The organism is Nocardia sp. FBN12 (genome assembly GCF_050320175.1).
Lineage (GTDB): Bacteria > Actinomycetota > Actinomycetes > Mycobacteriales > Mycobacteriaceae > Nocardia.
Genome location: NZ_CP190048.1, coordinates 2,793,867 through 2,810,694, shown reverse-complemented (window position 1 = coordinate 2,810,694; position 16,828 = coordinate 2,793,867). Strand labels below are relative to the sequence as shown.

At 67.8% G+C, this 16,828-nt stretch carries 15 protein-coding genes; 11 read left to right on the top strand and 4 right to left on the bottom strand.

Going from position 1 to position 16,828, the window contains the following annotated elements; all coding sequences use genetic code 11:
- Positions 1–52 precede the first annotated feature (52 nt).
- Positions 53–631 (top strand): GNAT family N-acetyltransferase, encoded by a 579-nt coding sequence (locus tag ACQHI0_RS13640; protein ID WP_427908306.1) that lies wholly within the window; start codon positions 53–55, stop codon positions 629–631.
- On the opposite strand, the gene ACQHI0_RS13635 is transcribed toward ACQHI0_RS13640, so the two are convergent.
- The 4 genes from ACQHI0_RS13635 to ACQHI0_RS13620 are packed head-to-tail and all read right to left on the bottom strand — an operon-like array spanning position 579 to position 6,254.
- Positions 579–2,042, bottom strand: a complete 1,464-nt coding sequence (locus tag ACQHI0_RS13635) for an amidohydrolase family protein (protein WP_427908305.1) — start codon at positions 2,040–2,042, stop codon at positions 579–581. The genes ACQHI0_RS13640 and ACQHI0_RS13635 overlap by 53 nt on opposite strands.
- Positions 2,039–3,466 (bottom strand): FadD3 family acyl-CoA ligase, encoded by a 1,428-nt coding sequence (locus ACQHI0_RS13630; protein WP_427908304.1) that lies wholly within the window; start codon positions 3,464–3,466, stop codon positions 2,039–2,041. Before ACQHI0_RS13630 ends, ACQHI0_RS13635 begins: the two co-directional genes overlap by 4 nt.
- Positions 3,463–4,659: an amidohydrolase family protein gene (locus ACQHI0_RS13625; RefSeq protein WP_379218582.1), complete on the bottom strand. Its 1,197-nt coding sequence runs from the start codon at positions 4,657–4,659 to the stop codon at positions 3,463–3,465. Before ACQHI0_RS13625 ends, ACQHI0_RS13630 begins: the two co-directional genes overlap by 4 nt.
- On the bottom strand, positions 4,656–6,254 hold the full coding sequence (locus ACQHI0_RS13620; RefSeq protein WP_427908303.1) for an AMP-binding protein: 1,599 nt from the start codon (positions 6,252–6,254) through the stop codon (positions 4,656–4,658). Before ACQHI0_RS13620 ends, ACQHI0_RS13625 begins: the two co-directional genes overlap by 4 nt.
- Positions 6,255–6,572: 318 nt before the next feature.
- Here ACQHI0_RS13620 and ACQHI0_RS13615 point away from each other — a divergent pair, with 318 nt between their 5' ends.
- The 10 genes from ACQHI0_RS13615 (at position 6,573) to ACQHI0_RS13570 (ending at position 16,797) form a co-directional block, all read left to right on the top strand.
- Positions 6,573–7,148 carry a hypothetical protein gene (locus ACQHI0_RS13615; RefSeq protein WP_427908302.1) on the top strand — a complete coding sequence of 192 codons (576 nt, stop codon included), beginning with the start codon at positions 6,573–6,575 and terminating at the stop codon, positions 7,146–7,148.
- Positions 7,149–7,483: 335 nt separating this feature from the next.
- A complete protein-coding gene (locus ACQHI0_RS13610) occupies positions 7,484–8,377 on the top strand; it encodes an MlaE family ABC transporter permease (protein ID WP_427908301.1) in 894 nt (297 codons plus the stop codon).
- The gene (locus ACQHI0_RS13605) at positions 8,377–9,231 is read left to right on the top strand and encodes an ABC transporter permease (RefSeq protein ID WP_427908300.1); all 855 of its coding nucleotides are present in this window, start codon (positions 8,377–8,379) and stop codon (positions 9,229–9,231) included. The genes ACQHI0_RS13610 and ACQHI0_RS13605 overlap by 1 nt, the downstream gene beginning before the upstream one ends.
- A 4-nt stretch (positions 9,232–9,235) precedes the next feature.
- A complete protein-coding gene (locus ACQHI0_RS13600) occupies positions 9,236–10,510 on the top strand; it encodes an MlaD family protein (RefSeq protein ID WP_427908299.1) in 1,275 nt (424 codons plus the stop codon).
- Entirely contained in the window at positions 10,507–11,544 is a 1,038-nt protein-coding gene (locus ACQHI0_RS13595; RefSeq protein ID WP_427908298.1) for an MlaD family protein, read from the top strand. Before ACQHI0_RS13600 ends, ACQHI0_RS13595 begins: the two co-directional genes overlap by 4 nt.
- Before the next feature lie 7 nt (positions 11,545–11,551).
- Positions 11,552–12,601: an MCE family protein gene (locus ACQHI0_RS13590; protein WP_427908297.1), complete on the top strand. Its 1,050-nt coding sequence runs from the start codon at positions 11,552–11,554 to the stop codon at positions 12,599–12,601.
- A complete protein-coding gene (locus tag ACQHI0_RS13585; RefSeq protein WP_427908296.1) occupies positions 12,598–13,701 on the top strand; it encodes an MCE family protein in 1,104 nt (367 codons plus the stop codon). Before ACQHI0_RS13590 ends, ACQHI0_RS13585 begins: the two co-directional genes overlap by 4 nt.
- The gene (locus tag ACQHI0_RS13580; RefSeq protein WP_427908295.1) at positions 13,698–14,798 is read left to right on the top strand and encodes an MlaD family protein; all 1,101 of its coding nucleotides are present in this window, start codon (positions 13,698–13,700) and stop codon (positions 14,796–14,798) included. The genes ACQHI0_RS13585 and ACQHI0_RS13580 overlap by 4 nt, the downstream gene beginning before the upstream one ends.
- Entirely contained in the window at positions 14,795–16,075 is a 1,281-nt protein-coding gene (locus tag ACQHI0_RS13575) for an MlaD family protein (RefSeq protein ID WP_427908294.1), read from the top strand. The genes ACQHI0_RS13580 and ACQHI0_RS13575 overlap by 4 nt, the downstream gene beginning before the upstream one ends.
- A gap of 50 nt (positions 16,076–16,125) precedes the next feature.
- Positions 16,126–16,797 carry a hypothetical protein gene (locus tag ACQHI0_RS13570; RefSeq protein ID WP_427908293.1) on the top strand — a complete coding sequence of 224 codons (672 nt, stop codon included), beginning with the start codon at positions 16,126–16,128 and terminating at the stop codon, positions 16,795–16,797.
- Positions 16,798–16,828 lie beyond the last annotated feature (31 nt).

The following is a 16,828-nucleotide window of genomic DNA, read 5'->3' as shown; positions in this document are numbered from 1 at the left end:
CGTGGCCGGAAATTGACTGGACCTCAAATTTGTACATAGGTACAAATTGAGTATGCCCACTTCGATTCGCACCTTGTCCACCGCAGACCTCGACCGCGCCGCGCAGATACTCGGCGAGGCCTTCGCCGACTACCCCTGGACGAATTGGTGTGTCGCGGAAGACGCTCGCCTGGAACGCATCTCATCGCTGCAGCGCATCTACCTCGAGCACATGGCGCTGCCGCACGGGAGCGCCTATATCGACACCACCGGCAACGGTGTGATCGCCTTCCTTCCTCCCGACACCCCAGCGCCGACCGCGCAGGTGTCGGCCAGAATCGCGGGATTGCACGGCGACCGACTCGATCGTCTGATGGCGGCCGAAGAACGGATGTCGACGCTGCCGGTGCCCGACGGCGCATGGGTGCTGGCGACCATCGGCACCACACCGCACTCCAGGGGAACCGGACTCGGCACGGCGCTGATGAAACATGGTCTGACCGAATTGGACCGAGCCGGGCACGCCTGTTGGCTCGATACCTCGACCGAACGAAACCTTCCGCTGTATCAGCGGTTCGGGTTCACGGTGGTCGAACACCTCACGCTCGACGGTGACCTGTCAGTGTGGCGAATGCATCGTCGCAAGCCCTAGCGCCCCCCGGACGAGCGCCCCGCGCGGTGAAGACGACATGTCCGTCGATCACCGTGGCACCGACGAGGTCGCGGTGTGGCGTGGTGATGTCCTGTGGTGGAAGGCGCAGCAAAGCGAGGTCGGCAGGAGCGCCCACGGTGATCCGGCGCGGGCGGGCCGGGTCCGTCGGTTCGCCGAGGAAGAGACCGATTGCCGCGGTCAGCGAAATGCGCTCCGGCTCCGCGCGTTCCGTCGCGGCACGGATCACCGCCCACGGGTCGGCGTCGCCGAACGGTGCGTCGGTTCCGGCGGCGACGCCGACCCCGGCGGCGATCAGCGAGCCGAGTCGCCACAGGTCGGCGCGGTCGGCGGGGTCGACCTCGGCGGCGTACTGCGCGGCCCGTTCCACGGGGAAGTGTGGCTGGGTGACGACGGTGATCGCCGTGCGGCGCAGCCATGGCAGGGTGTCGGCGGGGATCATGGCACCGTGTTCGATGCGGTCGCCGGGCAGTACGCCGGCCTCGTCGACAGCGGCCATGGTGAGCACCAATTGCACCGGAGTGACACAATGCACGGCCACCGGCCTGCCGACGGCATGCGCTGCCCGGATGCGTGCGATGAAGTCGGGCAGTGTGGGTAGGTCGGTGTCGTCCAGCAGGATCTTGGTGGGACCGAGGGTGAATCCGAGGCCGGTCCGGTCCGGTGTCCGCGGTGGCGCCATGCAGTGCACGCGCTGCAAAAGTGCACCGGCTGCACGGTCGGCGGCCACACTGTCGATCGCCTCGACCGTGAGATCCGGTGTGGCGTCGGTGAATCCGGTGACGCCCGCCGCTGCCGCCGCCGCCCCGACCGCGCTCAGGTCGACGCGTCCGCCGCCCACCCTGGCACCGAGCCAGCTGTCCATCCGCCACAGTCGTCCGGTGGCACGGCCCGCGGCATCGCGTTCGATGCCGGGCAACGAGCACGAGTCCACTCCGGCCGCCCGGCAGGCCACCGAGTTCAGCACCCACAGCGCCCCCGAGCGATGCTGCACGCGCACTGGGTGATCCGGCGCCACCCGGTCCAGGACATCGCGATCGAGCGGTCCGGCCACGCTCTCGTGGTATCCGACACCGCGCAGCCAGCCGTCGCGCGGCAGCCGCGCGCAAGCCCGGTGCACCGCCGCCGCGAATCCCTCCCGGCCACGAATCTGCGGCGGCCCCAACGGAACCGACCCGGCCCTGGCCGCGAGCGCGCGCAGGTGAATGTGATGATCGTGCAGACCTGGTAGCAGCCAACCGCCGCCTGCCTCGAGCACCGGTTCACCCCGCTCGGCGCGTAATCCGGTACCACAGGCGGTAATGCGCCCGTTCGACCAGCGCACATCAGTGCACGACCGGCCGAACACGGTGGCGCCACGGATCAGCCCTCGCCGTGGCCCGGGATGGCTCACCGCAGCTGGTCTTTCATCACCTTGCCGGTCGCGTTGAGCGGCAAGGTATCCAGAAAACGCACCGACCGGGGCACCTTGAATCCCGCCATCCGATCGCGACTCCACTCGATGAGCTCAGCCTCGGTGACTTCGGCCTTGACCACCACGTATGCCCGGCCGACCTGGCCGAGTCGCTCGTCCGGCACGCCGACGACCGCGGCTTGGGTCACCGCGGGATGTTCGAGCAGGAAGCCCTCGATCTCCGCCGGGTACGCGTTGAATCCGCCGACGATGAACATGTCTTTCTTGCGTCCGACGATGCGTAACCTGCCCTCGGGGTCCAGCTCGCCGAGATCGCCGGTGCGCAGCCACCCGTCGGCACCGATCGCGGCGGCTGTCGCGTCGGGGTCGTCCAGATAGCCCAGCATCACCGAGTAACCGCGGACCAGCACCTCGCCGTCGTCGGCGATGCCGACCTCGACCCCCGCGCACGGCTGACCCACGGTGGTCGCGATCTGTTCGAAACTGTCGCCGGGCCGCGAGGCGGTGACCGTGCCCGCTTCCGAGAGGCCGTAGCCGGTCATGATCGACTGGAACGGAAGCTCTTCGGTGATCCGGCGGATCAGTTCCACCGGGATGTCGGCGGAACCGGTGACCGCCGCCCGCAGCGAGGACAGGTCCCGGGTGCCTTTCGCCTCCAGCAGTGAGTGGTACAGCGTGGGCGGCCCCGGCAGCATCGTCACGCGCTCGCGTTCCACGATGTCCATGACCACGTCCGCATCGAAGACCGCCACCGGCAGGATGGTCGCGCCCCGGATGAGCGAGGCCACCAGCCCCGCCTTGTACCCGAAGATGTGAAAGAAGGGATTGACGATCAGATACCGGTCGCCCTCCCGCAGATCCGCCAGGTCGCACCACTCCGAGTACAACCGCAGCGTCTGCCGGTGGTTCATCATCACGCCCTTGGGGCGGCCGGTGGTCCCCGAGGTGAAGACGATGTCGGCGATATCGGTGCCCGCGACCGGGCGTTCGAGCGGCTGCCCACTGTCGAGGAAACCGGACTTCAGGTCGATCATCGGTACGTCGGTGACGCCGGTGTAGTCGGTGCCGAGGAAGCCCTGCTCCACCACCACCGCCTTGGCACCACTGCGGGCGATGATGTCGCGGGCTTCCTCGGCCTTGAACCGGGTGTTCACCGGAATCAGCACGCCGCCCGCGGTGAGCAGGCCGAACGCCGCGATGATCCACTCCGCGGAGTTGGGTGCCCACAGCGCCACCCGATCACCCTTGCCGATGCCCGCCTCGGCGAACGCCCCCGCGGCCCGGCGAATCCGGGCCGCGAGTTCGATGAAGCTCAACCGCAGGTCGCCGTCGACGACCGCTTCGGCATCGCCGAAGCGATCCGCCGCGCTCAGGACCATCTGCGGGATGGATTCCCAGTTCATACCTTCAGCAGCCGCGCCAGGTTGCCGCCCATGATCTTGGCCTGGTTCGCCAGCGGCATGTCCTTGATCTCGTGGATGTAGCGCGCGGGCTCGGCCAGACCCTCCGGGTGCGGCCAGTCGGATCCGAACAGCACGTGATCGACGCCGATGACGTCGGAGAGTCGTTGCAGATCCTCTTCCCAGAACGGGCTCACGTAGAGGCTCTGCTTGATGGCCTCGATCGGATTGCGGAAACCGAACCCCTCCGGCGCCTTCTTGTAGACGTCGGTCAGCTGCTGCAGCAGCGGCTCCAGCCACGCGGAGCCGTTCTCGATCACCGCGATCTTCAGGTCAGGGAACCGGTTGAGCGCGCCGTGGCACACCCAGGACGCGACTGCGTCGGTGACCGGCCGCCACTGGTTCGTCATGGCGAAGGTGTTGGTCTTGAACGGCAGCATCTCCAGTTGGTTGCCGTCCCACTCGGCATCGAAGCGCGAGTAGCCGCTGTCGGAGGAGTGCATGGTGACCAGCACGTCGAGTTCGACGACCCGCTTCCAGAACGGATCGAACTCGGGCAGCGCGAACGAGCGCATCCCCTTGAAGCCGGGTACCGGAGCCGGGCGAACCAGGATCGCCTTGGCACCGTGTTCGACCACGGCCCAGTTCAATTCCTCGATCGCCTTCTCGACGATCGGCAGGGTGATCACCGGGATGGTGAAGATCCGATCGGAGTGGACGAAGTTGCCGTCCTGGCCCCATTCCTCGAGCATCCACCGGTTCAGCGACTTGACCACCGCGTGGATCAGCTCGGGATGGTGGCGCAGCCGTTCCTCGACCAGGCTGGCCAAGGTCGGGAACATCAGCGCGCGTTGCAGCTGGAGGTCGTCCATCACCTGCAGGCGTGCCACCGGATCGCGGAACGCGTCGATGGCCTTCATCGACTTGCCGAAGATCTCGCGCTTGCTCTTGCCCTCGGGATTGCCGTTCTTGAAGTAGTCCTCCATGGCTCCGGGGCGGGCCACCACATCGAAGGTGGGGTTGGGGATGTACTCGCTGATCTGGCCGAGCACCGCGATCTTGGTGCGGCCGTTGATCTCCACGTACTGGATGGCTCCCGCGTACTCCTTGGGCAGATGCCTGGTGAGCGCTTCCTTGGTCTCGTAGAGATGGTTGTCGGCATCGAAAAGCTGGTACGGCAGCTCGATCTTCGTCATGAAATCCTCCTTGTCACCTTGTGAGAATCGTATTCTCTTTCAGGGGTAATCGCAACGCCGCCGGCGCGTGCGGCGAGGTCGGCGCGCACCACGAACTTCTGGATCTTGCCGCTGGCTGTACGCGGGAAATCGGCGACGGCGTGCACCTGTTCGGGCCACTTCTGCTTGGCCATGCCCGCCGCGGCGAAATGCGTACGCAGGTCGTCGAGCGTGGGTGTCGGATGTCCGGGGAGCAGGCGCAGGACCGCGGCGGTCCGCTCGCCGAGTCGCTGGTCGGGCACCGCGACCGCGACCGCCTCGGCCACTCCCGGCACTGTCAGGAGGATCTCCTCGACCTCGAGCGCGCTGATGTTCTCGCCGCCGCGGATGATCATGTCCGATTTGCGATCGGTGATCGTCAGATAGCCGTCGTCGTCGAGGACGCCGATATCGCCGGTGTGGTACCAGCCGTCGGCATCGAAGGCCGCGGCGGTGAGCTCGGGGTCGGTGTAGCCGAGACACAGATCCGGGCCTCGGCTCAGGATCTCGCCGTCCTCGGCCAGCCGGATCTGCACGCCGGGCAGTGCCGCGCCATCGGTGAACAGCCGCTTGTCCGCCGGTGCTGTATGGCGTGAACCGGTGATCGACGGGTGCTCGGTACTGCCGTAGGAGCGGTAGACGGTGATCCCGGCGCCGGCCAGGCGGGTGGTGAGGGCGGCGGGAACGGAGGCACCGCCGAGCCCGGCGTAGCGCAGGTACGGCAGGTGCGCTTCGGTCCAGTCGGGATGGTCGAGCAGGCTGGTGACGTAGTACGGAACGCCGCCGCCGACGGCGAGACCTTCGGCGGTCATCAGGCGCAGGATGTTCGCCGGATCCCACACGTCGACCAGGTTGATCGGTTGTCCGTCGAGCACCGGGATCAGGAAGGCGTTGATCATGCCGATGAAATGACCGACCGGGGCGGCGGTGATCTGGTCTCCGCGATCGCCGGGATAGATCCCGGCCAGCTGTCGTGTTTCGTGCCCGAGGGTGTGATGGCTGTGCACGACCCCTTTCGGGGCTCGCGTCGTGCCGGAGGTGAACGCGATCAGCGCCGCGCGATCCGGCTCCACCGGCAGCGTGCCGGGCAGCGGTTCGTCGTCGAGCAACTCGTCGAAGTCACGGCCGACGACGCCGACGATGGGGACATCGCGAGCGACCTCGACCGGGAATTCCAGGCTGCCGAACCGGTCGGCGGTGACGAAGACCTTGGGCCGGACGGTCTCGAGAATATGGGTCAGCTCTCGCCTGCCGTAGAAGTGGACCACGGGCACGACGGTGGCGCCGAGGAACGCCGACGCCCAGAAGGTCGCCGCGGCTTCCATCCAATTCGGCAGCTGGAACGCGACGACATCGCCGGGCTCGACGCCACGGCGGTGCAAGCCCGCCGCGAGCCGTCGGGCGGTCCGTTCGACATCGGCGAAGGTGCCCGACCACGGCCGTGCCGCGGAATGCACCCGGAAGGCGGCGTCGGGTGCGGCGCGGAGCCCGCTGGTCAGTAGATCGCCGAGGGTCTCGGTGGTCCACCAGCCCTGTTCCCGGTAGTGACGGACCAGGTCTGGCGGAATCGTGCGCATCGGTCGAACTCCATCTCCGGCAGGTCGGGCCAGCTGGATGATTCCAGCGTTCTCTCAAACAGAGAAGCATATTTCCGTACGGCGAACAAGGTCCGAAAGCGTGGCGGCAAGTAGGCGATCCGCGTGGCATTATTTGTGAGGTGGATCACATTTGGGCGTAATCGGAGAATGTCCATCGCGCCGAGGAGAATCGAATTACTGTGGGCAGCAGTTGCGTTCCGCGAGACCGGTAGTGCTGCGTCACAACAGGCGGGCGCTGCCAGGTCACCCCCGAGGCGACCGTTACGGCTTTTCGTACGCGATAACGGGATGGAAGATATGGCTACACGATCCGTCGATTCCGCGACTCGTTGGCGCGCGCACGCGCACCGGCATCCGCTACGTCACCGTTTGGCGGTCGTCGGCCCTGACGCCGCCGACGTCGTTCGGCACGCGGGTGGCTGGCTGTTCGATCGGGCCGCGGCGGGGTGGGAGGTCACCGTTCTCGTGTCCGACCTCGACAACGTCGGCGCGCTGCAGATTCTCGGCGCCACCGTGCTGGAACTGCGACCGGCGCTGGCGGAGGCGAACCATGATCTGTGGCCCACCGCTGTCGCGGTATCCGTGCAGAGTTACCTCGCCGAAAGCGAGGTGCGCGCCGGTGTGCTCGACTGCCTGGACAACGGTTTGACCGAGGTCGCCGTCTGGGGTGACAGCCTTCCCGAAGAACTGGAAGCGCGGGTGGGCGCGTCCTGCCACCGCGTGAGTGTGGCCGCGCAGGCGTTCAAGTCGTGCGCGCTGGCCGCCGCCGGATTCCCCGGCGAGGCGAGGTCGCCGATCGAGTCCTTCCGGTCCGGCGCCCTGTTCCCGCCCTCGTTCCGGGAGCGGATGCGCGACCTCGTGCCGCTCGCGTAGCGAGAGTTCCTGCGGTCGAGTCCCCGGCGGACTCGACGTGTGATCACCGCTGTCGACTGGTTCCGGCGGAGTTGGCTCAGTGGTGCCGAGAAGCGCGTCAACGTGCGGTTGTACCGCGGTTGGCGCGCATTCGCTGGGTGGGTTCGGTCCTTGCTGGGTGACCGTTGTCGACTACGCCATGAGAATGACATTCTCCTGTTAGTTCGTCATCACTCTTGACGGGTGCGAGTAATGATGGTCACAATGGAGAAGCACGTTTCCGGGTAGTGGTGCAGCGAATGTCCGCTCCTTCTCGCCGCGCTGTGTCGCGGCCCAGCCGACCCGAAAGACCAGCGATGACGATCCACCGCGAAGTTGCGGCCGGGGAAACCCCGGACGGCGAAGTCCGGACTCCGCAGGCAAAGCCCGCGACCCGGGCGATCGTGGCGTGGTGGCACGGCTACCTGAAGCGTCACCCGGTCGCCGCACTGGAGACGGTGGGTGGGCAGTTCATCCTCGGTGTCCGCGCAATCCAATACCTCGTCACCGACATCGTCACACGACGTTTCGCGTTCGGGGAGTTCGTCAGGCAGTCGGCGTTCATGTCCTCGGCGGCCGTACTGCCGACCATCTTCGTCTCACTCCCGATCGGAGTCACCCTGTCCATCCAGTTCGGTCTGCTGGCCGGTCAGGTCGGCGCGACCTCGCTGGCAGGCGCCGCCAGTGGGCTGGCGGTGATTCGCCAGGGCGCGCCCATGGTGGCCGCGCTGCTGATGGCTTCGGCGGTGGGCTCGGCGATCTGCGCCGACCTGGGCTCGCGCAAGATCCGTGACGAGCTGGACGCGATGGAAGTCATGGGCGTCTCGATCGTGCGGCGCCTCGTGGTGCCGCGGGTGGCGGCGGCCGTGCTGGTCGGTGTCTCGCTCACCGGTGTGGTGTGCTTCGTGGGATTTCTGGCCGGCTACCTGTTCAACGTGTTCGCGCAGAACGGAGCGCCAGGTAGTTTCGTCACCACGTTCGCCTCGTTCGCCACCGTCAGCGATCTGTGGTTGACCCTGGTCAAAGCCGTGATCTACGGCATGATCGTCGCCGTCGTTGCCTGCGAGAAGGGCCTGCACACCGAGGGTGGGCCCGCCGGCGTCGCGAATTCCGTCAACTCGACGGTGGTCTCCTCGATCCTGCTGCTGATGCTCGTGAACGTCGTTTTCACGCAGCTGGCGATGATCCTGTTCCCCCGGCAGGGGCTGTGATGGCGAGCCCGTACCGCCCGCGCGGCACGCGCACCGTCCTGCGGGTCTCGCGGCATGCCGGTGTGTCGATCATGCGCGTCGGGCACATGTTCTCGTTCCTGTTCCGCGCGCTGTTCTCGATCCCGGTGATGCTGCGGCACTACCGTGGCGAATTCCTGCGCATCCTGTCCGACATCACCTGGGGCAACGGCTCGATCGTTGTCGGCGGGGGTACTGCGGGAGTGATCATCGTGCTCGGCGCGGCCGGTGGGGCCATTGTCGGTTTGGAGGGTTACAACGCCCTGCACCTGCTCGGGATGGAACCGACCATCGGCCTGATCGCCTCGACCGCCTCGACCAGGGAACTGGCGCCGATCATGGCCTCGCTGGCCTTCGCGGCCCAGGCGGGCTGCCGATTCACCGCCCAGCTGGGAGCGATGGGCATCGCCGAGGAGATCGACGCCATGGAGTCGATGGCCATCCGCTCGGTGCCCTACCTCGTGAGCACCAGATTGCTGGCCTCGATCGTGGCGATGGTCCCGCTCTATCTCGTCTGCCTGGCCGCCAACTACCTGGCGGTGGAAGCGGTCGTCGGGCTGTCGGGCGGGCTCTCCGCCGGCACCTACCAGCACTATTTCCAGCTGGTACTCAACGGGCCGGACATCGCGTACTCGCTGGGCAAGGCTGTGCTCTTCGTGATCATCACCTCGACCGTGCAGTGCTATTACGGCTACTACGCCGCGGGTGGTCCCCAGGGCGTCGGCGTCGCCGCCGGACGGGCGATGCGCGCCGCGATCTCGCTGATGATCATCGTGAATCTGCTGCTCACGATCGCGCTCTGGGGCATCGGTGCCAGTGCCAGGCTGGGGGGCTGAGCTCATGTCTGTGCTCTTCGAGAAGGACGGCCGCGGTCCCGCCGGCTGGGCGTTGCTCCTTCGCGGTGTCGTGGTGATCGTGGTGGTGACGCTGGGGGTCACCGCGCTGTTGATGAGGTCGACCGGGCGATTCGACGAAAAGGTCGAGGTGACAGCCGTTCTGGAACAACTCGGCGACGGACTGCCCGCCCGCTCCGACGTGAAGTTCCGCGGGATGCTGGTCGGCATCGTCGACGGGGTGTCCCCGGCCGGCGCGGGCTCGGCCAACCGGGTCCGCTTGCTGCTCGATCCTGTTGTCGCCGAACGCATCCCACGCACCGTCACGGCCAGGGTCGTGCCCAGCAATGTGTTCGCGGTCTCGTCGGTGCAGCTGGTCGACAACGGTCCGGGCCTGCCGCTCACGGCGAACGCCGAGATCCGGCAGGACACCAGCCTGTCCACGGTGCAGCTACAGACCGCACTGACGAAACTGCGCGAGATCATCGCCGCCACCGCGCGGATCGGGTCGGCGGGCACGGTGGGTGTGCTCGCCGCGGTCGCCGAGGCGACCGACCGGCGCGGAACCGATCTGGTCGGTGCGGGTGCCCGGCTCGAGCGCATCACCGAGGAATTCGACGCGTTGCTCGCCGACGACGGCGGCCCACCGACCCTGACGATGCTCGCGGAATCGGTCCGCGGCTTGACCGCCGCGGCCCCCGAACTGCTCGACGCACTGCATCACTCCGTGCTCCCGATGCGTACCTTTGCCGAACAGAACGGCCAGCTGGCGGGACTGCTCACCGCCGGTGGCAGCACGGTCGGCACGGTCGGCGCCACGCTGGACCGCCGAACCGACCAGGCCGTCGACATCACGAACAACATGGGCCCGGTCCTCGATGTATTCGCGGCGGGCTCACCGGCTTTCAGCCAGATCGTGGTGAGTATCCGCAAACTGTCCGACCTGTGGTACCAGGAATTCTGGAATGCCGACAGCCCCCGTGGGCGCGGCAAGTTCCAGTTCCGGATGACACCACACACGCCCTACACCCGCGCTGACTGCCCGCGCTACGGAGAGCTGGCGGGCCCGAGCTGCGCGACAGCCCCCACGTCGGTGCCGATCGAGGAGTTGCCGCCCGTCATGGACCCGCGATCGCATCCCGCCGACCCGGGGGTGGCCGCTTTGCCGCCCGAGATCACCGCACTGATCGAGCGAGCGCTGCGCGGAAACCAGAACGGTGCCGAATCCGTGCTCGTGCCGTTGCTGGCCGACGGCCCCTTTCCCATGGGAGGCACCCGATGAGCTACCGCCGCCCGCTGATCGGGGTCTGTCTGTTCGTCACGGTCGCGATGGCGCTGATCTGGGTCACCTACGTGACGCTCGACCGTGACATCAACGGCCAAACACACCGGTACTCAGCGATTTTCAGCGATGTCAGCGGGTTGCGGGTCGGCGACGACGTGCGAATGGCCGGGGTCAGGGTCGGCCGGGTGGACGGCATCGAACTGGCCGGTATCCAGGCCAGGGTGCGGTTCCGGGTGCAGGACGATCAAGTGCTCTACGGCGATACCAAAGCCTCGATCACCTATCAGAATGTCATCGGGCAGCGCTATCTCGGTCTCGCGCTCGCCGACTTCGGTGCGCGCACGCCACTGGCGGCGGGTGCCGAGATCCCGGTGGAACACACCGAACCCTCCTTCGATATCTCCGCACTGCTCAACGGTTTCGAGCCGCTGTTCGGTGGTCTGGACCCCGCCCAGGTGGACAACGTCACCGGCGCGCTGATCAAGGCGCTGCAAGGTGATCAGACCTCCCTGGTCCTGCTGATCGAACAGATATCGGAACTGGCACAGTCGCTCGCCGGGCCCGACCAGGTGCTCGGTGCGGTGATCGGGAATCTGAACCAGGTGGTCGGCGATCTGGCGCGCCACAGCGGCGAGGTGAGCGGGCTCATCACCCAGTCGCGGGTGATCATCGGCGGGCTGGCCGCGCACCGCGACGAACTACTGGGCACGCTGGACTCGACGGCGCTGGTCACCGGCCGGATGGCCGGATTGCTCAACGATGTGCGGCCCGAACTCGACGCCATGCTCTACCGCGAGCCCGGCTTCACCCGGCATTTCGAGGAGAACAAGGAGAACTTCGCCTACCTCGGTTTCAACCTGCCCGCGCTGATGAAGGGGCTGGCCAGGGTCAGTCAAGAGGGTGCGTACCTGAGCACCTATCTGTGCAACTTCAACATCACCCTGTTGCCGTCGCTGAAGGCGCTGGTGCCGACCGTTGTCGGCCTCGCCACGCCGAGCGGGCAACCCGAGTATTCCCCGATCTGCCGGTGAGGCGACGATGAAACTACCTGTACGACAGTGGATCCGGTTGGCGCAGCGGCCGATCGAGGAGCATTCGCGCGGCCTGCTCGGGCTGATCGCGGTCGTGCTCCTGCTCGCGGCCACCGTCGGCGCCGTCGGAGTGAGCGCGGTCGGTGTCGGGACGGTGCGTTACGAAGCCGAGTTCGCCCAGGCGGCCGGGATCAGCAACGGGGACTCGGTGACGATCGCGGGGGTCGGGGTCGGCACGGTGGGCGCGTCGCGATTGGTCGGCGATCGAGTGCTGGTCTCGCTGAACATCGACGCGGCGGTGCCGCTCGGCGCCGAGACCGGTGCGGCGATCAAGCTGACCACCTTGCTCGGCGCCCGATACGTCGAGCTTCGGCCCGCGGGCGAGGGTGCGCTACCGGACCGGCGGATTCCCTTGGCGCACACCGAAGTTCCCTACGACCTGCAGACCGCGCTGGACAACGCCACCGTTACCTTCGACCGGATCGACACCGCCCAGATCGGTGACTCGCTGACCACCCTGGCCGGACAGCTGGAGGGCATGCCCTCGGTGCTGCCCGCCATGCTGGCGAACCTGCGCGCGCTGGCCGCCGTCATCGGTGAGCGGCGCGGGGAGACCAGCGCACTGCTGACCAGTACCGCGACGCTCACCTCGGTGATCCACGGCCAGCAAGCCGACCTCGCGGCCGTGATGGCCCAGGGCACCGACCTGCTCAACGAGATCGTGGCGCGCCGCGACGCGGTGGTGCGCTTGATGAGCGCCACCCGCGATCTCGCCGATCAGGTGCGCACCCTGGTGGTGCACGACCGCCCCGCCGTCGACGCCCTGCTGACCGGTCTGGAGGGCTTGCTCGGCAGCCTCGCGCGCAACGACGAGCTCCTGCGCAGCACGCTCGAGATCCTGCCGATTCCGGTGCGCAACTTCGCCAATGCCTCCGGCACCGCCAACGAAGTCGACTTCACCGCGCCGGCCGGGCCGCTGATCGATTCGTGGATGTGCGCGCTGGGCGGGCGCGCGGAGACGGCGAACCTGCCCCCCTACTTCGAGGACTGTCGATGAGAGCCGGACGCGTACTGCTGGCCGCCGCTGTGGTGTTGGGGATCGGCGTCGCCGCCGGATCCGCGGACAGCCCGATCCGGGGCGAACGCAGAGCCGCCGTCACCGCGATGTTCGACAATGCCGCCGGCCTGTATGTGGGCAATGCCGTTGCGGTGCTCGGCATGCCGGTGGGGGAGGTCACCGCCGTCGAGCCGCGCGGCTCCCAGGTGGAGGTCACCCTGGCCGTCGATCGTGATGTCGCGATCCCCGCCGATGTCAGGGCAGTCACCCTGTCGACATCGGTACTCACCGACCGCCATGTGGAACTCACACCCGTCTACCGAGGTGGGCCCACGCTGCCGGACGGTGCGCGCCTCGGCCTTGACCGCACCCGCACGCCGGTGGAATTCGACCGGTTGCTCGGCGCCGCCGATCGAATGGCGGGCGAACTCGAAGGTGAGCGGCCCGGTGACGGCCCGGTCGCGCGGTTGCTCACCGCGTCGTCGGCGATCGCCACCGGCAGCGGTGCGCCACTGCGCGAGACCCTCGATCAGCTCGCCGTGGCGCTGAAACTCGGCGAGGACGGCGGAGACGCCACCCGCGAGACGATCACCCAACTGGTGCACCAACTCGCCGAACTGCTGCGCGCCGCCGCCGAGAACGACCGCGTCGTCGGCGAATTCGGCACCGCCACAAGGCAACTCGGTGACGTGGTGGCCGATCTGGGCATCGGCACCGGCGGTACGGGCGCCCAGATCGTCGAGATCATGCGCCAGACCGACGCGCTGCTCACCGCCAACGCGGGCACGCTGTCGGCCACGTTGTCCAACGGCGCCACCGTGACAAAGGCGATGGCCGACTATCGCAGCGAGCTCGCCGAGTTCATCGACGTGACACCGCTGCTGCTGAACAACGCCTACAACGCTGTCGACTTCGACTATCGCGGTGTCCGCGTGCACGCCCTGCTGGACAAGGTCTTCTTCGACGGCCAGCTGGTCAAGGAATTCTGCAATATCCTCGGGCTGCGCCAACTCGGCTGCGCGACAGGGACATTGCAGGATTTCGGGCCCGACTTCGGGATCACCGACATGCTAGAGGCGATGTCGAGGTTGCCGCGATGAGCGCCTGGTGTCGTGCCGGAGCGCTCGCGCTCGCGGCGCTGGTCGGCGGGACCGGCTGCGCGGTCGGGCTCGGCGACCTGCCACTGCCCGCGCCCGGCGGCAGCGGCGAAAGCTACACGGTGCACGCCGAATTCGCGAACGCGCTGAACTTGCCCGCCAAAGCAAAAGTGCGGTTGGCAGGCGCCGACGTCGGCGAGGTGACCGAGATGGTGGTGCGCGACTACACCGCCGTCGTGACATTGAGCATCCGGCGCGAGGTTCGCCTGCCGTTGGGGTCCACCGCCGAACTACGCTCGGCCACCCCGCTCGGCGATATCTTCGTCTCGCTGACCGCGCCCGCCGAAGCGACGCCCGCCACGCCTGCGCTGGCCGACGGCGACCGCATCGCCCGGGAGCACACCTCCGCCGCGGCAACTGTCGAGGAACTGCTCACCACGGCATCGCTGCTGGTCAATGGTGGTGCCCTGCGTAATCTCACGACGATTGTCAACGGGCTCGGCCATGCGGTCGGGGACCGCGGCGATCGGATGGCGGACCTGATCGCGCAGTCGACCCGGGTGGTGCAGGCGCTCGCCGCACGGTCGGCCGACATCCGCGCGACGTTGGCGGAAGTCGATCAGCTCGCGCGCACAGTGCACGAACAATCCGGCACCATCGACGAGGTCCTCGCCACCGCCGGACCCGCGCTGAACACCTTGCGCGCCAACTCCGACCAGGCGCTGTCGCTGGTCGGTGAGGTCGGCCGGATCTCCGAGCAGCTCGCGCGGTTCCCCGGTCTCGACGGCACCGAGACCACCGGCATGATCGCCGATATCAACCGGATCGCCGAGCAGCTCAACGCCGCGGCGACCCACCCCGAAGCCAGTGTGGCGGCGATGAATTCGATGCTCGGACCGGTGATCGCGGTGACCACAAGCACGGCGGCCAGCACGGACGCGGATTTCCAGGATCTGGCACTGGGTGTGCTGCCCGATGTGAACCACCCCGGCGATCCGGAGAGCAGGCTGCCGGACGCCAGGGACTGGACGAACTTCGTCGGCACGCTCACCTACACCTTGCTTCGACTGCAGGGCCGGATCACCGGAGCGGGCCGATGACGGGTGGTGTGGGTGAAGCCCTTGCCCGCTTGGTGGTCGACGCGGTGGGCGCGGTCCGCGCACGGCGGGCAGCGGCCTCGGCGGTGTCGCTGGTGCTCACGCTGGTGATCGGCATCGGCTATCTGACATTCGGTGCGCTGGGGGTGAATCCGGCCGCGTCGACCTACCGGGTTCGCGTCCATCTCGCCGATTCGGGCGGGCTGCTGACCGGCCGGACCGTCGCCCTGCGTGGGGTGCCGGTCGGCACCGTGGAGTCGGTGGAACTCACCGGATCCGGGCTGGTCGCGGTGGCGGTGATCGACTCCGGCACCGCGGTACCGGCCGACGGCGAGGTCCGGGTGGCGAGCCTGTCACTGGCGGGGGAGCAGTACCTGGACTTCCGGCCCACCGGCGACGACGGTCCCTACCTGAGCGACGGCGCCGAGATCGGGGTGGAACGCACCAGCACGCCGACTCCGCTGTGGCAGACCCTCAGTCAGCTGGATTCCACACTGGCCCAAGTGGAGCCGGCTCAGCTGGCGGCGGTCGTCGACGGGTTCGGGGTCGGTCCGCAGGGGCCGGAGAAGCTGGCCGACATCATCGACGGCGGCATCTTCCTGATCTCCACGCTCGACGAGGTGCTGCCGCAGACGGTGAGCCTGCTGCGCGACAGCAGACAGGTGCTCGGGACCGTGCGCGACTTCGCCCCCGGCCTCGGTGCGTTCGCCACCGATATGAATCAGGTGATGGCCGGGATGAGTGCGAAATCCGGTGGTTACGCGGCCTTGCTCGAAGCGTCGCCGGGAACGCTGCGCGCGCTGGACGCGGTGCTCGCCCGCAACGCCGACGGTGGCGCGAAGCTGCTCGACAACCTCGGGGTGGTCGCCGATGTCACCGGCGCGCGAGTGCCTGCTTTCCAGGAATTCTTCTTCCCGACCGAGCGAGGCGGATCCACCCTCGACGCGATCGCGGTCGCCTTCCACGACGGTGGTGTCTGGGGGTTGGTGAACCTGTATCCCCGCTATTCCTGCGACTACGACCTGCCACGCCGGTCGCCGTCGCTGCCCGATTTTCCCGAGCCGTACCGGTATACGTACTGCCCGAACACCGACCCGTCGGTCCTGATCCGTGGCGCCGCCAACGCGCCGCGCCCGCCTGGTGCCGCGATCCCCGGCCCGCCGCCACCCGGCGAGCCCGCGGTCCGGCAAACGTTCCAGACACCGGTGGGACCGCTGTCGCTGCCCCTGACCTTCGCGGGCCCGCCGTTGCCCGATCCGCCCCCCGCTCCACACCGATGACCGGACCAGACCGCCGACCGAGCTCGATCCCTACCGCGAGGAACGACACCATGAGCGATACCGACATTGCCGTAGCCGACCTGCCGACCGACGACGACGAGGTGAAAGAGACTGCCGAGAAGGATGATTCGCGGTCGCCGAAGCAGTCCGGTGACGCCACTGCCGCTGAATCGGCCACCGCTGCCGCGGAGTCCGGCGACTCGGCGTCGAGCGAACGAAAAGACCGCGGTAGACGGCTGGCTGGTTTCGCGCGTCGCGCGGCCGTTCCCGCGCTCGCCCTCGTGGCTGTCGCGGCGCTCATCGGCGCCGGTGTACTCGGCTGGCAGCTGCGCGAGGAGCGGGCGGTGGACAGCGCGGCCGAGGCGGCACTGCAGGCAGCCCGCACGTACGCGGTGACCCTGACCAGCGTCGATTCCAGCAATCTGGATCGCGACTTCACCGCGGTGCTGGACGGGTCGACCGGCGAGTTCCGGGACATGTACACCCGCTCGAGTGGTCAGTTGCGCCAGTTGCTGCAAGAGAACAAGGCAACCGGCAAAGGCGCGGTCCTGGACGCGGCGGTGAAGTCGGCGACCGATACCGAGGTCGAGGTGCTGCTGTTCATCGACCAGACGGTCACCAACGCCGCCTCCACCGATCCGCGGGTCGATCGCAGCCGTGTGTTGATGACGATGCAACTCGTCGACGGACGCTGGCTGGCGAGCCGGGTCTATCTGCCCTGAATTGACGCGCATTCATTTTGCCCCGACCCTG

Coding starts and splice junctions, on each gene's coding strand:
- ACQHI0_RS13640 (WP_427908306.1), top strand. CDS start 53: ATGCCCACTTCGATTCGCACCTTGTCCACCGCAGACCTCGACCGCGCC.
- ACQHI0_RS13630 (WP_427908304.1), bottom strand. CDS start 3,466: ATGAACTGGGAATCCATCCCGCAGATGGTCCTGAGCGCGGCGGATCGC.
- ACQHI0_RS13625 (WP_379218582.1), bottom strand. CDS start 4,659: ATGACGAAGATCGAGCTGCCGTACCAGCTTTTCGATGCCGACAACCAT.
- ACQHI0_RS13620 (WP_427908303.1), bottom strand. CDS start 6,254: ATGCGCACGATTCCGCCAGACCTGGTCCGTCACTACCGGGAACAGGGC.
- ACQHI0_RS13615 (WP_427908302.1), top strand. CDS start 6,573: ATGGCTACACGATCCGTCGATTCCGCGACTCGTTGGCGCGCGCACGCG.
- ACQHI0_RS13610 (WP_427908301.1), top strand. CDS start 7,484: ATGACGATCCACCGCGAAGTTGCGGCCGGGGAAACCCCGGACGGCGAA.
- ACQHI0_RS13605 (WP_427908300.1), top strand. CDS start 8,377: ATGGCGAGCCCGTACCGCCCGCGCGGCACGCGCACCGTCCTGCGGGTC.
- ACQHI0_RS13600 (WP_427908299.1), top strand. CDS start 9,236: ATGTCTGTGCTCTTCGAGAAGGACGGCCGCGGTCCCGCCGGCTGGGCG.
- ACQHI0_RS13595 (WP_427908298.1), top strand. CDS start 10,507: ATGAGCTACCGCCGCCCGCTGATCGGGGTCTGTCTGTTCGTCACGGTC.
- ACQHI0_RS13590 (WP_427908297.1), top strand. CDS start 11,552: ATGAAACTACCTGTACGACAGTGGATCCGGTTGGCGCAGCGGCCGATC.
- ACQHI0_RS13585 (WP_427908296.1), top strand. CDS start 12,598: ATGAGAGCCGGACGCGTACTGCTGGCCGCCGCTGTGGTGTTGGGGATC.
- ACQHI0_RS13580 (WP_427908295.1), top strand. CDS start 13,698: ATGAGCGCCTGGTGTCGTGCCGGAGCGCTCGCGCTCGCGGCGCTGGTC.
- ACQHI0_RS13575 (WP_427908294.1), top strand. CDS start 14,795: ATGACGGGTGGTGTGGGTGAAGCCCTTGCCCGCTTGGTGGTCGACGCG.
- ACQHI0_RS13570 (WP_427908293.1), top strand. CDS start 16,126: ATGAGCGATACCGACATTGCCGTAGCCGACCTGCCGACCGACGACGAC.